The following is a 15,488-nucleotide window of genomic DNA, read 5'->3' as shown; positions in this document are numbered from 1 at the left end:
AGCCCGCTCAGCGTCCGCGCAGGCGCTGGAACGCATAGGCGCCGAAGACACCGACCAGGGTCAGGGCGAGGCCGAACCAGGTCAGCGCATATTCGAAGTGGCGGTTGGTGAAGACGAGACGGGTCTCGCCGCCGACCGGCAGGCCGCCCGGCACCGGCGTCGCATCGGCGTCGACGGAGAAGGGTGCCGTTGCAGCGGCATCGAGACCAAGCGTCCGACCGATCCCGGCGAGGTCGCGGGTGTAGAAGGTCCGCCGCGCCGGGTCGTCGGGCGCGGCCAGCGCCCCGCGCTCCTCGGGATAGCGGATCAGGCCAGTGACGCTGACAATGCCGTCCACCTGGCCGGCGGTGCGCGTGCCGGGATCGCGCCGGTCCGTCGGAACGAAGCCGCGGTTGACAATGACCGTATCTCCAGTCGCCGTCACCAGCGGCGTCAGGACGAAGAAGCCCTGACCCCGCGGGCGCGTCGCATCGGCCTGCCGGCTGTCGCCGGCCACATGATAGAGATAGGCCTCCGCGTCGTGGCGGAAGCGGCCGGTGACTGTCACCCGGCGATAGTCGTCCCGCGCGGGGGTCATGCGCGGCCAGGCCTCGCGACCGGGAAGCGCGATGGCCGGCGCCCGCGTGCGCTGCTCGACCTGCGCCACGAGGCCGTTCTTCCAGGCAAGCCGCGACAGCTGCCAGGTGCCGAGGACGACCAGGATGGCCAGAGCGATCGAAGCGGCGATGCCGGGGACGACGAGGGTCCTGAGCCGGGCGGCGAGGGGCAGGGCGGGGGCGGGGCTGCTGGGTGTCGCGGTCATGCTGAGCAGATAGGTGCTGCCTCACTCCCTGTCGAGGCGGCCCTCGCTTGCGCCATGGCGATATTGCAGCGCGACCATCAGTCCCTTCATCGGTCGCAGCAGCCCGAGGCAGACCACCAGCGCCGGCGGCCCGAAGATCACGGCACGCACCCACATGAGCGGTGCCCAGCGGACATCCACCACCAGGGCCATGTCACAGATGAGGAATCCGGCGAAGAGGATGACGAAGACCGCAGGGCCATCGCCGGAATCGGCGAAGGCGAAATCGAGGCCACCCGCGCTGCATCGCAGCTTCACCGTCAGGAACTCCGCGAAGAGATAGCCCTCGCGCCAGCGCGGGCAGCGGCCGCGAACGCCTGTCACGACGGCCGATTGCTCCTCGTCATCGGTCATGGATGCCCTGGCCGAAACACAGCCTGTTGCGCCGCAGCCTCCAAACCCTTTTCTAACCCTGTCCGGCATTGCAGGTCGGCGGCGCCGTTGCTGTCGTATTTTCCAGGTCGTCCAGACGCTGCGTTAACCGCTTCTTCAAGGCTGACAGGCATTTTCATGCCGATCGCCGCGACGCGTGCGGTTTGAACAACTTTCCGGAACGGTGCCACAAGTATGGCGCCGGCGCTTGGAGCAGTGTGATGGCTGTTGACCTTTCGATGCCGATCCTCGTGGTCGACGATTACAACACGATGATCCGCATCATCCGTAACCTCCTGAAGCAACTCGGCTTCGACGACATCGACGACGCGTCGGACGGCTCGGCCGCTCTCGCAAAGATGAAGGAGAAGAAGTACGGACTCGTGATCTCCGACTGGAACATGGAGCCGATGACCGGCTACGAGCTCCTCAAGGAGGTCCGCTCCGACGGGTCGCTGTCGCGCACCCCCTTCATCATGGTCACGGCCGAATCGAAGACGGAAAACGTCATCGCCGCCAAGAAGGCCGGCGTGAACAATTACATCGTCAAGCCGTTCAACGCCCAGACGCTGAAGGCCAAGATCGACGCGGTCTTCGCCGACTGATCGGCCTGACGTTCGACCGCCCGGGCGGGCCGGCTTCCGGCCGGCTCCCGGGAGGACATATCGACCGACCGGACGGAGGCCACGGCCGATGTCCCTGGGGGATGGGCGACCATGAAGCAAGTTTCCACCGAACATCTCGACCGCATCGTCCAGTTCATCCGGACGAAGGGCAACGGGGATGTGTCCCTCGGTGACGTCGTCGCTCTCGCCGAGGTGACCGTCGAATCGCTGTCGAGCTTCTTCCGCTCGATCGACATGTCGGTCTATCGCGAGCTTTCGGACATCGCCTCCTTCATCACCAACATGAAGGTCGAGGTCGGCCGCCTGCAGCCGAACGATCTCAAGCACAGCCGCATCCCGGCCGCCGGCATGGAACTCGACGCCATCGTCAAGGCGACCGAGAAGGCCACCGACACCATCATGGGTGCCGCCGAGGAACTCATGGCGGCCGACGCCTCCGATCCCGTCGCCTACAAGGCGATGGTCGACGAGCGCATGATGCTCATCTTCGAGGCCTGCTCGTTCCAAGACATTACCGGCCAGCGCGTCGCCAAGGTCATCGACACGCTCAAGCACATCGAGGCCCGCGTCACCCGCTTCGCCGATGCCATCAGCGCCGCCGATGCCGACGGCTACCTGTCGGAAGACGAGCGCCGGCGCGAGGAGCGCAAGATGAAGAACATCCTCCATGGTCCCCAGCTCGACGGCGAGGGCGTGGACCAGAGCGATGTCGATGCCCTCTTCGCCAAGCCCGCCAAGAAGGGCTCCAAGCAGACCAGCGACGCCTGATCCCGGCGGTGGTCTACCGCGGAAGCGTCGCCGTCCCTACCAGACCAGCTTGCGCATGACGTGACGGGGGCTTTGTCCCGTCTCCGCGACCAGCGCCGCGAGGCCCTCAGGCCTGACCCCGGCACTATCCAGCAGCACCTCGGCATGAATGCCTTCCGCCAGGAACAGGCAATCATAGCCCATGCGTGCGGCACCGGCGACGTCGGTGCGCATGGCATCGCCGATGGCCAGAACCCGGCGGTCGTCGGGACGGTGCCCGAGGATACGCTCGGCATAGCGCCAGCAGGCCTCATAGGCCGGCTCGTAGGGCTTGCCGGCATAGAGCACGTCGCCCCCCATGGACTGGTAGCGGTCGCCGATGGCGCCGGCGCAGAAGATCAGGTCGTGGCCGACCTCCACCACCTTGTCGGGATTGCCGCACAGGAAGAACAGGTCGCGTGCCTTCATGCGCTCGAGCCGCTCCTGATAATCGTCGGGCGTCTCTGTGCGGTCGTCCACAAGGCCTGTGCAGACGACGTAGTCCGCCTCCTCGATGCCGACGAGGCGGGTGTCGATCCCCTCGAAGACGACGAGGTCGCGCTGCGGGCCGACATGGTGCACCGGCGCGCCCGGGCGCGTGCGCATGTAGTCGCGCGACACGTCGCCCGAGGTGACGATGGCGTCGTAGGCGGCGCGCGGCACGCCGAGCCGGTCGAGCTGGCCGACCACCACCGGCGCCTGGCGCGGCGCATTGGTGATGAGGATCACCGGAACCCCGCGCCGGCGCATGGCCACCAGCGCCTCGCAGGCGGCGGGATGCGCCTTCATGCCATTGTGCAGCACGCCCCAGACATCGGAGAAGACGAGGTCGTAGCCCTCGGCAATGGTGGAAAGCCCCGTGATGAGCGCGGGCGGGGCGAGGGCGGGAGCGGCGAGGGCGTCGGTCATGCCAGCGGGGTTAAGCGGCGGCGGCGGCAGGGTCAAGCGCGCCGCCGCGTCGCCGTCAGGCGAGGGTCGTCGACGTCAGGAAGGGCAGCAGGGCGGCAAGACAGCCTGCGGGATTTTCCTCCGGGATGAAATGGCCGGAATCGACCGCCTCGCCTGTGGCCTTTGGCGCGAAGACCGCCCAGGCATCGAGCGGGCTCGCCCCCGCCGAGGGAATGCCCGCATCGCCCCAGACCACGTGGGCCGGCACGGCGATGATGCGGCCCGCCGCCTTGTCGGCCATGTCGGCGGCGAGATCGACCGTGGCGCCGGCGCGATAGTCCTCGCAGCAGGCATGGATGCGCGAGGGGTCGTTGAAGAAGTCGCGATAGTGCTGCAGCGCGCGGTTGTCATAGGCGTCGAGCGTGCCGGTCTTGGTCCACAGCGCCAGCTTCTCCTCGAGATAGGCGGTGGGATTGCGGCCGATCTCCGCCTCGGGAACCCCGTCCGCTGCGGACAGGAAGATCCAGTGCTCGGTCTTCGGCGACGGCGCGGCGCGGATGCGCTCCCACATGACGAGCGTCGGCACGATGTCGAGGAGCGCGATACGCTCGAGCCGGCCGGGATGATCGAGCGCCATGCGGTAGGTCACCCGCGCGCCGCGATCATGCCCGCAGGCCATGAAACGGACATGGCCGAGCGCCTCCATCACCTCGATCAGGACCTGCGCCATGTCGCGCTTGGCATAGGGGAAATGACCGGCGCCGCCGCGCGGCGCCGTCGACCAGCCGTAGCCGGGCAGGTCCGGCATGACGAGCGTGAACCGCTTCGCCAGTTCGGGCGCGATCCTGTGCCATTCGACATGGGTCTGCGGAAAGCCGTGGATCAGCAGCAGCGGCGGCCCCGCCCCGCCGGAGCGGGCGAAGATCTGGCCGATGGACGTATCGATCCAGTGCGATTCGAAACCGGGGAACAGATCGAAGCTGGCCATGGGCGCTCCTGGGTCATCGGCGGCAGCGAGCATAGCCGATTTCGCCGGCCGCGGCCCGGCTCAATCCTGTCCGGGCGTCCGCTCCCGCGCCACTGCCTGCCAGCCGATGTCGCGGCGGCAGAACCCGCCGGGCCAGTCGATGAGATCGACGGCGCGGTAGGCCTTCTCCTGCGCCTCCGTCACGTTGCGCCCGGTGGCGGTGACAGCGAGAACGCGGCCGCCGGCGGCCACGATCTCGCCGTCCTTCACCGCCGTTCCCGCATGGAAGACCTCGACGCCGCCAAGCGCCCGCGCCCGTTCGATGCCACGGATGACGCTGCCCTTTTCCGGCGTCCCGGGATAGCCCCGCGCCGCCATCACCACGGTGAGTGCGGCCTCGTCGTACCAGCGGGCACTCATCGTCCGAAGCTGGCCATCGGCGGCCCCGAGCAGCAGCGTCAGGAGATCGTCCTTCAGCCGCATCATCAGCACCTCGCATTCGGGATCACCGAAACGGCAATTGTATTCGATCAGCTTCGGCCCCTCCGCCGTGATCATCAGGCCGGCAAAGAGCACGCCCTTGAACGGCCGGCCCCTGGCCTTCATCGCGGCGAGGGTCGGCCGGATGATCTCCGCCATGGTGCGCTCGACCATGGCGGGCGTCATCACCGGGGCCGGCGAATAGGCGCCCATGCCGCCGGTATTCGGCCCGGTATCGCCGTCGCCGACCCGCTTGTGGTCCTGCGCGGTGGCGAGCGCCAGCGCCGTCTCGCCGTCGCAGAGGGCGAAGAACGACGCCTCCTCGCCGGTCATGAACGCCTCGACGACGACCGCCGCGCCGGCCGCCCCCATGCCGCCATCGAACATCATGTCGACGGCCGCCAGCGCCTCGTCGAGGGTCATGGCGACGACCACGCCCTTGCCGGCGGCCAGACCGTCCGCCTTGACGACGATCGGCGCGCCCATGCGGCGCACATAGTCCTTGGCCGGGCCGGCCGCGGTGAAGCGCTCATAGGCGGCGGTGGGAATGGCGAATTCCCGGCAGAGGTCCTTGGTGAAGCCCTTCGAGCCCTCGAGTTCGGCCGCCGCCCGCGACGGGCCGAACACCTTGATGCCGGCGTCCGCGAGATCGTCGGCGATGCCAGCCACCAGCGGCGCCTCGGGCCCCACCACCACGAAGGTGATGGCGTGCCGGCGGCAATAGGCGATGACGGCGGGGTGGTCGGTGACGTCGAGCGCCGCCAGCGTCGCCACCTCGGCGATGCCGGGATTGCCGGGCGCGCAGTGCAGCGTCGTCAGCAGAGGGCTCGCCGACAGCGCCCAGGCGAGGGCATGTTCGCGGCCGCCGCCGCCGATCAGAAGCACGTTCATGGTGGTCCCCGCCCGGTAGCCGGCATCCTGCACGCCGCCGATGCAGACCGCCCCTTCAACCCTCGTCCCGCAGCGTCTAGACAAGAGTGCCCCGTCCGGCAACGGATTCGCTGCGCATGACCGACACCGTCCCGTCCAACACGCCCGAGATCTCGGTCTCGGATCTCTCCGCCGCCATCAAGCGGACGGTGGAGGACGCCTTCGGCTATGTGCGCCTGCGCGGCGAGGTCTCCGGCTTCAAGGGACCGAGCGGCTCGGGGCACTGCTATTTCCGCCTCAAGGACGAGGGCGCCGCCATCGAGGCGGTGATCTGGAAGGGCACCTACGGGCGGCTGAAGTTCAAGCCGCAGGAGGGCCTCGAGGTCATCGCCACCGGCCGGGTCACCACCTTCCCGGGCTCGTCGAAATACCAGGTGGTGATCGAGAGCCTGGAACCCGCCGGTGTCGGCGCGCTCATGGCGCTGCTGGAAGAGCGACGCCGGAAACTCGCCGCCGAGGGCCTCTTTGACCCCGCCCGCAAGCGCCCCTTGCCCTATCTGCCGCAGGTCATCGGCGTCGTCACCTCGCCGACCGGCGCCGTCATCCGCGACATCCTGCACCGCCTTGCGGACCGCTTCCCCCGCACCGTCCTCGTCTGGCCGGTCCGCGTCCAGGGCGAGGGCAGCGCCGCCGAGGTGGCGGCGGCCATCCGCGGCTTCAACGCCATCGGCCCCGAGGACGACCTGCCGCGCCCGGACGTCATCATCGTCGCCCGCGGCGGCGGCTCGCTGGAGGACCTCTGGGGCTTCAACGAGGAGATCGTCGTCCGTGCCGCCTTCGAGAGTGCCATTCCGCTGATCTCCGCGGTCGGCCACGAGACCGACACGACCCTCATCGATTTCGCCGCCGACCGCCGCGCCCCCACCCCGACCGCTGCCGCCGAGATGGCCGTGCCGGTGCGCGCCGACCTGGTGGCCGAGACGACGGGCCTCGGCCGGCGGCTCGCCCTGTCGATCGCCCGCGGCATGGAGGCCAGGCGCACCGAACTGCGTGGCGCGGCCCGTGCCCTGCCCGATGCCGAGCGCTTGCTGGAGACGGCGCGTCAACGCCTCGACACGGCCTCCGAACGGCTCCCCAATGCGCTCGCCGCCAATGCAAGCGCCCATCGGACCCGGCTGGTCCGGGCCGCGGGGCGGCTGGCGCCAGCCTTGCTGGCCGGGCGGATCGCCCGCTCCCGGGACCGGATCGACACGCTGGCGGCGCGCGCCACCATGTCCCTCACGCAGCGGGCCGAACTGCGCCGCCAGACCTTCATCACCTTCTCCGACAGGCTGAAGCGCTCACTCGGCGTCTATGCCAGGACCCAGGCCGACCGGATCGCGCGGTCGCGCGAGCGCCTCGACAACCTCCACGCCCGCGCCCCCCGGGCCTTTGCGCTCATCCTGCGCCGCAGCCGCGACCGGCTCGCCGGCGCCGACAAGCTCCTCGCCGCGCTCTCCTACCAGGGCGTCCTCGCGCGCGGCTTTGCCCTGGTGCGCGACGGCGAGGGCAGGCCGCTGCGCAGCGCGAGCGCCATCGCGCCGGGCACGGTTCTCGCGCTTGAATTCGCCGACGGCCACATCAAGGCGACCGCCGAGGGCGAGGCACCACCTGCCGCACCGAAACCGGCGCGCAGCGGCGAGCCTAGGGGTCGCAAGAGTGGCGAGGGGCAGGGCAGCCTGTTCTGACGGCGTCCCGGCTATTGCAGCGTCTGCTGGGCGATCCAGGTCTTCACCGCCCGCAGCGCGTCATGCGGCGTCTCGGCGAGGCCGAGCGCCGATTTCCAGACCGTCAGCTGGCCGTCGGCGCTGGTGCCGCGCGTGCAGATGTCGAGGCAGCGGGCGAGATCCTCGGCGCAGCCGAGCGCTTCGGCATCCTCTTCCAGCAGCGTCACGGTCTCCTGCACGAGGTCGGCGATGGAGACGGTCGCGCGCCGCTCCTCATCGACGAAGGAACCGTGGATGCCGTAGCGCTGGGCCCGCCACTTGTTCTCCTGCGCCACCGCCCGCGACAGCGGCGAGAGATCGGAGCGATAGTCGGGATGGCGGATGAGATAGCGCACCATCGACCGGTAGAGTGCGGCGATCGCCATGGAATCGTCGAGGTTGGTGCAGGAATCGGGCGCCCGCAGCTCGAGGGTCGGAAAGCGGCGGGACGGTCGCACGGCCCACCAGACATAGCTCGAATCCTGGATGATCCGTGCCTCGACCAGAAGCGAGACATAGTCGTCGTATTCGGCCTGGGTCTTGAACATCTCGGGCAGGCCGGTGCGCGGCAGTTCGTCATAGGCGGCGAGGCGGTACCCCATCAGACCCGTCGCCCGCGCCTGCCAGAACGGCGAGGAGGTCGACAGGGCGATGATGAGCGGGATGGTCGGCATCAGCCGGCCCATCACGTCGATGCGCCGCGACAGGTCCTCGAACTCGGCATGGACATGCATGCCGCAGACGATGTTGCGCTGTCCGAGCATCTGCAGGTCGTGCATGACGCTGTCGTAGCGCGGCGCCTCGCTGGCGCGCTGGGTTGCCCACATCGCGGTGGGATGGGTGCCGGAGGCGAGCACGGTAAGCCCGTGGCGCGCCGCCACTTCGCCGAGCATGCCGCGCATGGCCTGCAGCTCGTTGCGCGCCGCAGCGGCGGACGAATGGACGGAACTCGTCAGTTCGATCTGGGACTGCAGCATCTCGCTGCCGACCCTGTCGCCGAGCCGGTCCTTGGCGGCGCTGAAGAACCCCTGCGGCATGCGCCGCATCACGGCCTTGGTCTCGGCATCGACCACGAAAAATTCTTCCTCGATGCCAAATCGGCGGGTGTCCGACATGTTGGTCTCCATGAACCGACGCCGACAAGATCGACGTCACGTGATGGTTGCAGCGGGCGAGAGGCGGCCGCTCGCCGGGGCGCCCCTCCCAGTCCGGGGCGCTGTCCGGTGGCGCAGAGGCTGGCGGGCCGCGGGGCGAAAATGTGGCCTGATCCGGTCACGGGACGCCACGATTTCGTAACATATTGAAAGATCGCGTGAACTTAAATCCGTTGACTTCGGCCCGAAAAGCCGTCGTCGGGGCTGTTGCGAGGTCGTGGACGGGCCGCGTCGTGGCGGCAGAGCGTGGCTCAGTGCCAGTCGCCGAGGCTCGCCTGCACCACCGCCAGCGCCGCCACCGCCGCGGTATCGGCCCGCAGGATGCGTGGACCGAGCGACAGGGCGAGCGTGCGCGGCCGCCGGGCGATGAGGCTGCGTTCCTCATCGGAGAAGCCACCTTCCGGGCCGATGAGGACGGCGAGGCCGCCATCTGCTGTTCCCGCCTCCTGCAGCGCCGCGACGGGGTTCGCCGTCGCCGCGCCCTCGTCGCAGAAGACGAGGAGACGGTCGGCTGGCAGGGCGGCCAGGGCGGCGGCAAGCGACTGTGTCTCATCGCAGGCGGCAACGGTCAGGATGCCGCATTGTTCCGCCGCCTCGACGGCATTGGCCTTCATGCGATCGAGATTGACCCGCGCCGCCTGGGTGTGGCGGGTGATGACGGGAACGAGGCGCGAGACGCCCATCTCCACCGCCTTCTGCACCATATAGTCGAGACGGGCATGTTTCAGCGGCGCGAACAGCAGCCAGAGGTCGCAGGCTTCCGGCTGCGGCCGCAGCCGTGTCTCGACGACCAGGGACAGACCCTTCTTGCCGTTGCGCTGGAGGCGGGCGGCCCATTCGCCGTGGACCCCGTCAAAGACGGCGATGCGGCCACCGTCGTCGAGCCGCATCACGTTGAGGAGATAATTGGCCTGGTCGCGGTCACAGGGCAGGACGGCGCCGGCCGCGAGGGGGCCGGCCACGAACAGCCTGATCGCCTTGAAATCATAAGCCGCCATGGTCCCGTCCCATTCCGCGCCGATCGACTGCCGCCGCTGCCTGCACCGCCCCGCGGCCGTCGACGGTCCCCTGAGGGGCACGTGCCGTCACATTGCCACGATGCTGGCGGATTGATATGTAACGTCTCGATTTCACTCAACCTCGCTCGCTCTGCGGACGTGTTCAGGGGCCGAACGATGTACCGTCGCCACGCGTTGAAGACCTCCCTGGCCGTTCTCGGACTCACCGCCCTCCTGGCGGGTGGCAGCGCGTCGCGGGCCAACGAGATCTGCCAGGCCGAGTTCCAGCCGATGATCGCCGCCCATCAGGAGGTCATGAAGCAGACCCAGGCGGCGATTCCGCGCGGCCGTCCGACGACCTTCGAACAGGCCATTGCCAATGCCCAGCGCGCCTGCCAGGCCCTGACCACCGCCCAGACCTCCTTCCGCCGGTTGCAGCAGTGGATGACCACCAACGCCGATTTCTGCCGCCTGCCGGAGCAGATCATCAACGACGTCAATACCGGCGTCGCCAACATCACCCGCAACCGGACCCAGGCCTGCAACGGCGTCGCCCAACTCGAGCGCCAGCGCCGCCAGGCCGAGGCGGGCGGCGGCAATCCCTTCGCGCCCAATGCCGGCCGCCGGCCGCAGCTCGACCTGCGCACGCCCGGCGCGCTCTGATCCGGCGATGACCGCCGCCGACGGACGGGTCGCCGACGCTGTTCGCGGCTCCTGGGTCGATACCCACGCGCCTCGCGCCTGGCGGCCCTATCTCCGGCTCGCCCGCGCCGACCGGCCCATCGGCTCCTGGCTCCTGCTCCTGCCCTGCTGGTGGTCGGCGGCCTTCGCCGCGCTGGCAACGGGACAGCCGCTCCCCAACCTCTGGCACATGCTGCTCTTCGCCGTCGGCGCCGTGGCCATGCGCGGCGCCGGCTGCACCTATAACGACCTCGTCGACCGCGACATCGACGCTATGGTCGAGCGCACCCGGTCGCGGCCGCTGCCGTCGGGCCAGGTCACGGCGCGGCAGGCCAAGCTGTTCCTCGCGGCGCAGATCGGCCTCGGTGCGCTGGTCCTGCTGGCGCTCTGGCAGCCCTTCGCCTGGGCGGTCGGCATCGCCTCCCTGGCGGTGGTGGCGATCTATCCCTTCATGAAGCGCATCACCTCCTGGCCCCAGTCGGTGCTCGGCCTCGCCTTCTCCTGGGGGGCGCTGATGGGCTGGGCGGCGGCTTTCGGGCGGCTCGACCCGCCCGCGCTGCTGCTCTATGCCGCCTCCATCCTCTGGGTCATCGGCTACGACACGATCTACGCCCACCAGGACCGCGAGGACGACGCCATCGTCGGCGTCAAGTCGACGGCGCTGCTCTTCGGCGACAGGACCCCGCTTTTCCTGTCGCTGTTCTATGCCGCAGCGGTGGGGCTCTTCGCCGCCGCGCTCTGGAGCCTGGCGGCGCCCGTCCTCGCCTATGCCGGGCTTGCGGCCTTCGCTGCCCACCTGGCCTGGCAGGTCCGCTCCCTCGACATCGCCGATCCCGATCTCTGCCTGAGGCTGTTCAAGTCGAACCGCGATGCCGGGCTGATTGTCCTTGCCGGCCTGATGGTGGCCGCGCTTCTGGCCGCCGTCACCTGAGCCTGTCGGCGCGCCGTGCCGCAACGAGGTCCGCCACCGCGGCGTCGCCCGCCTCGCCCGAGGCCGCGAGGCCGGAGATGACGCCGTCGACATCCACGGCCGGGCGGTTCTGGCTCATCTTCATCTTGGCGTCGAAGGCGGAGACGGCAAACCGCATCCCGACGATCGCCCGCATCTGCATGCCCAGGAAATCCTCCGGCGCATCCGCCATCGCCCAGGGGTGCTCCCGGCCGGCCTCGTGGCGGTCGGTCAGGTCGGAGAGGTTCTCGCGCAGGAAGTCGGCATCATGCGGCCAGAACACCTGGCCGCGGACATGGACGCTGGCATAGTTCCACGTCGGCACGACCTTCGCGGTTTCCTTCTTGGTGGCGTACCAGGACGGGGTGACATAGGCCTGCGGGCCGGAAAAGACGAGCAGTGCCTCGGCCCCCGGATCGGTGTTCTGCCAATGGGGATTGGCCCGGGCGATATGCCCGAAGAAAGTCGCTCCCGTCTCGCCGCTCTCCTTCAGGATCACCGGCAGATGGGTGGCGAAAAGGCCGTCGCGGCCATGCGTCACCAGCAGCGCGAAGGGATGGGCCCTGCAGAAGGCCATCACCTCTGTCTGGTCTCCCATGGCGAAGAGCGGCGGCACATACATGGCGGCAACCTCTTCCCCCAAACGAGACCGGCCGGAACGATAGGGTCATCGTTCCGGCCGGTCCAATGGAACATGGTCATGGGGCTCATGAGCCCCGCTGATCAGGCGGCGCGCACCTCGGTGACGAAGGACTTCAGCGCATCCTCGATGCTGGCCGAGCAGCCGGCCAGCCGGCGGCTCGCCTCGTTCACCTCGGCGGCGGACTGTCCGGTGCCGGCGGCCGCACCGCTGACGTCGAGGATCGAACGCCGGGCCAGATCCGCATGGCTGTTGGCCTGGGAGATCGCCCGCGAGATCTCTGCCGTGGAGGCCTGCTGCTCGTCCACCGCCGCGGCGATGGCCGTGGTGATATGGTCCATCGAGCCGATCGTCTCGGTGATGACGCCGATGGCCTGCACCGTGGCATTGGTGGCTGCCTGCATCCGGCTGACCTGGGAAGCGATCTCTTCGGTCGCCTTGGCGGTCTGGCCGGCAAGCTGCTTCACCTCGGAGGCGACGACGGCGAAGCCCTTGCCGGCCTCGCCGGCGCGGGCCGCCTCGATCGTCGCATTGAGGGCGAGCAGGTTGGTCTGCTCGGCCACGGCATTGATCAGGCTGATGACCTCGCCGATCTTGCGCGCCGCGCCGTCCAGTTCGGCGACACGCGAACCGGTTTCCCCCGCTTCTTTGACCGCCCGGCCGGCGACTTCGGAGGAGGCCGACACCTGGCGGCCGATCTCGGTGATGGAGGCGGCGAGCTGGTGGGCGGCGCTCGCCACCGCATGCATGTTGGTGGTGGCCTCGTCGGTCGCGCCCGACGCATTGCTGACCTTGCCCGCCATGGCGGCCGAGGCCGCGTTGAGCGCGGAAGCACTGGTGTCGAGCCCGCTGACGGCAGCGTTGGCATCGGCGATGCGGGCCGCCATGTTCCTCTCGTAGCCGACAACCGCGGCTTCGAGCCGGCGACCGCGTTCCGCCCGGGCTTCCGCCTCGGCGAGGCGTTCGCTCTCGGCCGTCTTGGCCGCGCGGGCATTGTCGCGCAGGACCAGCAGGGCGCGCGTCAGGTCGCCGATCTCGTCGCTGCGGGCGGAGGCGGCGATCGGGGTATCGAGGTCTCCGGCAGCGACGCGCTCGAGCGACTTCGTGGCCGCCACCAGCGGCTTCACCGCCCGGCGCACGACGAAGGCGGCGAGACCGCCGAGTACCACGACGATGGCCAGCAGAGCCGCGACCATCCCGTAGAGCGTCTGCAGCGCCTCGGCCTGCATCTCCGCGGTGGGAATGCCGATGAACAGAACGCCGATGACCCGCCCGGCCGTGTCGAGCACAGGCTGGTAGGCCGTGTAGAAGGAGCGGCCGAACAGCATCGCCGGACCGTAATAGGGCTGGCCGGCCTTCAGCGGGGTCTGCGCCGGATGATCGGCGGCGAGCGCCGTGCCGACGGCCCGGTCACCGTTCTCCCTTTTCACATTGGTGGTGCGACGGATGAACAGGCCCTTGTCGTCGGTGACGAAGATCGTGGCGACACCGCCGACCGCCTGGACCGTACGGTCCACGATGGTGTGGTCGTTGAAGGTCGGCATGGCGCCGGCCCGCAGATCCGTCACCCGGTCGCCGACCACGGCGAAGCGGCTGTCGGCATGGGTCATGGAGAACAGGACCGCCAGGCTGCGCAGGTTGGTCTGCGCGTCGCGCTGCGCCTCCTCGTTGTTGCGGGACTGGATCAGCGACCAGCCGGCGACAACCGTGACGACAGCGGTGATGGCGAGAAGGAAAATCACGAAGGCGACGGACTTGCCGCCGATCTTGAGTGCCGGAAGGCGGGAGAGCATGAGGAGCCGTCCTTGAAAATGAATGGTGTCCGAGTAGGACGGCCTTGTGGTTAAGATCAGATCAACAATAGGGGAATGTGGTTCCAAATTCTGCCAAACTGCAGAAAAAACCTATGGTTTAGCCCGGGTCGAGGATCATCCGGGCATCCCGGCTGTCCTGGTCCATCTGTGCGACCAGCGCCTCGAGGGAATCGAACTTCGCTTCCCCGCGCAGGTAGCCGGCGAAGGCGATGTCGAGGGTGCGGTCGTAGAGGTTCTCGTTGAGGTCGAAGACATGGACCTCCAGCAGCGGCGCACCATTGTCGAAAGTCGGCCGGCGGCCGAAGCTCGCGACGCCGTCGAGCCAGCGTCCCGCGAGCCCGACCTTCACCGCATAGATGCCGTGGCGCAGCCCGCAGGCGGGATCGAGCCGCAGGTTCGCCGTCGGATAGCCGAGTGTGCGGCCGCGCTTCTCGCCGTGGATGACGGTCGCGGAGATGAACCAGGCATGGCCAAGCTGGCCGTTGGCCTCGTCGAGATCGCCGGCGGCCAGGGCCTCGCGGATCGCCGAGGATGAAATGGTGCCCCTGGCGCTGTCGAGCGCCTCGACCTGGACCACGCCGAACCCCTTGGCGCGCCCTGCCTGCCGCAGGGTTTCGACATGGCCGCCGCGCCGCGCGCCATAATGGAAATCACGCCCGACGATCACCTCGGCGGCGCCGAGCCAGTCGACGAGCAGGTCCGTCTCGAAGGCGTCGGCGGAGGTTTCCGCGAGGCTGCGATCGAAGGGCAGAACCGCCAGTGCGTCGATCCCGAGCCCGGCCAGAAGACGGGCCTTGGCGGCGGCGTCGCTGAGGCGGAACAGCGGGACCTCCGGCTGGAAATAGACGCGCGGATGCGGCTCGAAGGTCATGACGACCACCGGCCGCCCTCCGGCCGCCGCCCGGGCCGCTGCCACCACATGTTTGTGGCCGCGATGCACGCCGTCGAAATTGCCGATGGCGACGACCGCGCCGCGCAGGGAGCCTGGCACGGTGTCTCCGCGGGCCAGGACCGGAAAAGCGGTGGTCGGCCGTGGCGGCGGCAGGATCAGGGACATGGTGGGCGCGGGGCTTCAATGGGCATGGGCTTGGCGCGGCGGACCCTGCCGATGCCGGCCCGGCCCGTCAAGCAGCCTGTGCGGTCTCAGGCCGCGGCATCGAGTTCGGCGCGCGAGGGAACCCGGACCCAGGCCTCGCCCTCAAGGACCACCGCGGCATCGACGGCGCATTCGCAGACGAGGCGCGCCCGCTGACGCGCCGGGATCAGCTCGGCGACCTCGACATGGACCCTGACGACGTCGCCGATCTTCACCGGCGCCCGGAAGTTCAAGGTCTGCGACAGGTAAACGGCCCCCGGGCCCGGCAGGCGCGTGCCGATCACCGCCGAGATGAGGCTCGCCGTATAGAGGCCATGGGCGATGCGCTGCCCGAACCGGGTCTTGGCGGCATAGACGTCGCAGAGATGAATCGGGTTCTGGTCACCGGAAATATCGGCAAAACCGACGACGTCCTGATCCGTCACGGTCTTCAGCACCATCTCGGACAGGCCGGGCCTCAGGTCCTCATAGGCGAGGGACCGGATGGAACGGATCGGCATGGGCGCACCTCCTTCGCGGGCGCAAACTTTCGCCAGCGTGATGATGCAGCGCAATAAGACCTTTTGCTGAAGGCGCCACGG

16 protein-coding genes are annotated in these 15,488 nt (G+C 69.0%); 5 read left to right on the top strand and 11 right to left on the bottom strand.

What is annotated here, in order from left to right; translation table 11 throughout:
- Nucleotides 1–7: 7 nt before the first annotated feature.
- Nucleotides 8–802, bottom strand: a complete 795-nt coding sequence (locus tag Q0C57_RS15230; protein WP_296577286.1) for an SURF1 family protein — start codon at nucleotides 800–802, stop codon at nucleotides 8–10.
- 21 nt (nucleotides 803–823) lie between these two features.
- Nucleotides 824–1,195, bottom strand: a complete 372-nt coding sequence (locus Q0C57_RS15225; protein ID WP_296577285.1) for a DUF983 domain-containing protein — start codon at nucleotides 1,193–1,195, stop codon at nucleotides 824–826.
- A gap of 239 nt (nucleotides 1,196–1,434) precedes the next feature.
- Between Q0C57_RS15225 and Q0C57_RS15220 the strand changes: the two genes are divergently transcribed.
- Nucleotides 1,435–1,818 carry a response regulator gene (locus tag Q0C57_RS15220; protein WP_106746950.1) on the top strand — a complete coding sequence of 128 codons (384 nt, stop codon included), beginning with the start codon at nucleotides 1,435–1,437 and terminating at the stop codon, nucleotides 1,816–1,818.
- 111 nt (nucleotides 1,819–1,929) lie between these two features.
- The gene (locus Q0C57_RS15215; protein WP_296577284.1) at nucleotides 1,930–2,607 is read left to right on the top strand and encodes a protein phosphatase CheZ; all 678 of its coding nucleotides are present in this window, start codon (nucleotides 1,930–1,932) and stop codon (nucleotides 2,605–2,607) included.
- A 36-nt stretch (nucleotides 2,608–2,643) separates the two neighbouring features.
- On the opposite strand, the gene Q0C57_RS15210 is transcribed toward Q0C57_RS15215, so the two are convergent.
- From Q0C57_RS15210 to purD, 3 genes are read right to left on the bottom strand one after another with little or no spacing between them, the layout of a single operon-like run.
- Nucleotides 2,644–3,534, bottom strand: coding sequence for a TIGR01459 family HAD-type hydrolase (locus Q0C57_RS15210; RefSeq protein WP_296577283.1), 891 nt, complete (start codon nucleotides 3,532–3,534; stop codon nucleotides 2,644–2,646).
- A gap of 55 nt (nucleotides 3,535–3,589) precedes the next feature.
- Nucleotides 3,590–4,501: an alpha/beta hydrolase gene (locus Q0C57_RS15205; protein WP_296577282.1), complete on the bottom strand. Its 912-nt coding sequence runs from the start codon at nucleotides 4,499–4,501 to the stop codon at nucleotides 3,590–3,592.
- A 60-nt stretch (nucleotides 4,502–4,561) separates the two neighbouring features.
- The gene (purD, locus tag Q0C57_RS15200; protein WP_296577281.1) at nucleotides 4,562–5,851 is read right to left on the bottom strand and encodes a phosphoribosylamine--glycine ligase; all 1,290 of its coding nucleotides are present in this window, start codon (nucleotides 5,849–5,851) and stop codon (nucleotides 4,562–4,564) included.
- A 116-nt stretch (nucleotides 5,852–5,967) separates the two neighbouring features.
- On the opposite strand from purD, the gene xseA reads away from it, so the two are divergent.
- Entirely contained in the window at nucleotides 5,968–7,557 is a 1,590-nt protein-coding gene (gene xseA, locus Q0C57_RS15195) for an exodeoxyribonuclease VII large subunit (RefSeq protein WP_296577280.1), read from the top strand.
- 11 nt (nucleotides 7,558–7,568) lie between these two features.
- On the opposite strand, the gene Q0C57_RS15190 is transcribed toward xseA, so the two are convergent.
- Both Q0C57_RS15190 and Q0C57_RS15185 read right to left on the bottom strand, forming a co-directional pair.
- A complete protein-coding gene (locus tag Q0C57_RS15190; RefSeq protein WP_296577279.1) occupies nucleotides 7,569–8,690 on the bottom strand; it encodes a carboxylate-amine ligase in 1,122 nt (373 codons plus the stop codon).
- 290 nt (nucleotides 8,691–8,980) lie between these two features.
- Entirely contained in the window at nucleotides 8,981–9,727 is a 747-nt protein-coding gene (locus Q0C57_RS15185) for a 16S rRNA (uracil(1498)-N(3))-methyltransferase (protein WP_296577278.1), read from the bottom strand.
- Between the two features lie 177 nt (nucleotides 9,728–9,904).
- On the opposite strand from Q0C57_RS15185, the gene Q0C57_RS15180 reads away from it, so the two are divergent.
- Nucleotides 9,905–10,390: a hypothetical protein gene (locus Q0C57_RS15180; RefSeq protein ID WP_296577277.1), complete on the top strand. Its 486-nt coding sequence runs from the start codon at nucleotides 9,905–9,907 to the stop codon at nucleotides 10,388–10,390.
- A 7-nt stretch (nucleotides 10,391–10,397) separates the two neighbouring features.
- Complete coding sequence (gene ubiA / locus Q0C57_RS15175; RefSeq protein ID WP_296577276.1) at nucleotides 10,398–11,339, top strand: 4-hydroxybenzoate octaprenyltransferase; 942 nt, start codon at nucleotides 10,398–10,400, stop codon at nucleotides 11,337–11,339.
- Here ubiA and Q0C57_RS15170 read toward each other — a convergent pair.
- From Q0C57_RS15170 to Q0C57_RS15155, 4 genes are all read right to left on the bottom strand, one after another.
- Entirely contained in the window at nucleotides 11,332–11,979 is a 648-nt protein-coding gene (locus Q0C57_RS15170; protein ID WP_296577275.1) for an FMN-binding negative transcriptional regulator, read from the bottom strand. The genes ubiA and Q0C57_RS15170 overlap by 8 nt on opposite strands.
- A gap of 101 nt (nucleotides 11,980–12,080) precedes the next feature.
- Entirely contained in the window at nucleotides 12,081–13,790 is a 1,710-nt protein-coding gene (locus Q0C57_RS15165) for a Cache 3/Cache 2 fusion domain-containing protein (protein ID WP_296577274.1), read from the bottom strand.
- 118 nt (nucleotides 13,791–13,908) lie between these two features.
- A complete protein-coding gene (locus Q0C57_RS15160) occupies nucleotides 13,909–14,802 on the bottom strand; it encodes a bifunctional riboflavin kinase/FAD synthetase (protein ID WP_296577273.1) in 894 nt (297 codons plus the stop codon).
- Nucleotides 14,803–14,954: 152 nt separating this feature from the next.
- Nucleotides 14,955–15,407, bottom strand: coding sequence for a MaoC family dehydratase (locus tag Q0C57_RS15155; RefSeq protein ID WP_296577272.1), 453 nt, complete (start codon nucleotides 15,405–15,407; stop codon nucleotides 14,955–14,957).
- Between the last annotated feature and the right edge of the window lie 81 nt (nucleotides 15,408–15,488).

Source organism: Phreatobacter sp. (assembly GCF_022843985.1).
Lineage (GTDB): Bacteria > Pseudomonadota > Alphaproteobacteria > Rhizobiales > Phreatobacteraceae > Phreatobacter.
The sequence above is the reverse complement of the archived record's forward strand: the minus strand, read 5'-3'. Positions and strand labels throughout refer to the sequence as shown.

Excerpts from the sequence above, each read along its gene's own strand:
- Q0C57_RS15225 (WP_296577285.1), bottom strand. The coding sequence starts at position 1,195 with ATGACCGATGACGAGGAGCAATCGGCCGTCGTGACAGGCGTTCGCGGC.
- Q0C57_RS15230 (WP_296577286.1), bottom strand. The coding sequence starts at position 802 with ATGACCGCGACACCCAGCAGCCCCGCCCCCGCCCTGCCCCTCGCCGCC.
- Q0C57_RS15185 (WP_296577278.1), bottom strand. The coding sequence starts at position 9,727 with ATGGCGGCTTATGATTTCAAGGCGATCAGGCTGTTCGTGGCCGGCCCC.
- Q0C57_RS15215 (WP_296577284.1), top strand. The coding sequence starts at position 1,930 with ATGAAGCAAGTTTCCACCGAACATCTCGACCGCATCGTCCAGTTCATC.
- Q0C57_RS15155 (WP_296577272.1), bottom strand. The coding sequence starts at position 15,407 with ATGCCGATCCGTTCCATCCGGTCCCTCGCCTATGAGGACCTGAGGCCC.
- ubiA (WP_296577276.1), top strand. The coding sequence starts at position 10,398 with ATGACCGCCGCCGACGGACGGGTCGCCGACGCTGTTCGCGGCTCCTGG.
- Q0C57_RS15180 (WP_296577277.1), top strand. The coding sequence starts at position 9,905 with ATGTACCGTCGCCACGCGTTGAAGACCTCCCTGGCCGTTCTCGGACTC.
- xseA (WP_296577280.1), top strand. The coding sequence starts at position 5,968 with ATGACCGACACCGTCCCGTCCAACACGCCCGAGATCTCGGTCTCGGAT.
- Q0C57_RS15165 (WP_296577274.1), bottom strand. The coding sequence starts at position 13,790 with ATGCTCTCCCGCCTTCCGGCACTCAAGATCGGCGGCAAGTCCGTCGCC.
- Q0C57_RS15190 (WP_296577279.1), bottom strand. The coding sequence starts at position 8,690 with ATGTCGGACACCCGCCGATTTGGCATCGAGGAAGAATTTTTCGTGGTC.
- Q0C57_RS15210 (WP_296577283.1), bottom strand. The coding sequence starts at position 3,534 with ATGACCGACGCCCTCGCCGCTCCCGCCCTCGCCCCGCCCGCGCTCATC.
- purD (WP_296577281.1), bottom strand. The coding sequence starts at position 5,851 with ATGAACGTGCTTCTGATCGGCGGCGGCGGCCGCGAACATGCCCTCGCC.
- Q0C57_RS15220 (WP_106746950.1), top strand. The coding sequence starts at position 1,435 with ATGGCTGTTGACCTTTCGATGCCGATCCTCGTGGTCGACGATTACAAC.
- Q0C57_RS15170 (WP_296577275.1), bottom strand. The coding sequence starts at position 11,979 with ATGTATGTGCCGCCGCTCTTCGCCATGGGAGACCAGACAGAGGTGATG.
- Q0C57_RS15205 (WP_296577282.1), bottom strand. The coding sequence starts at position 4,501 with ATGGCCAGCTTCGATCTGTTCCCCGGTTTCGAATCGCACTGGATCGAT.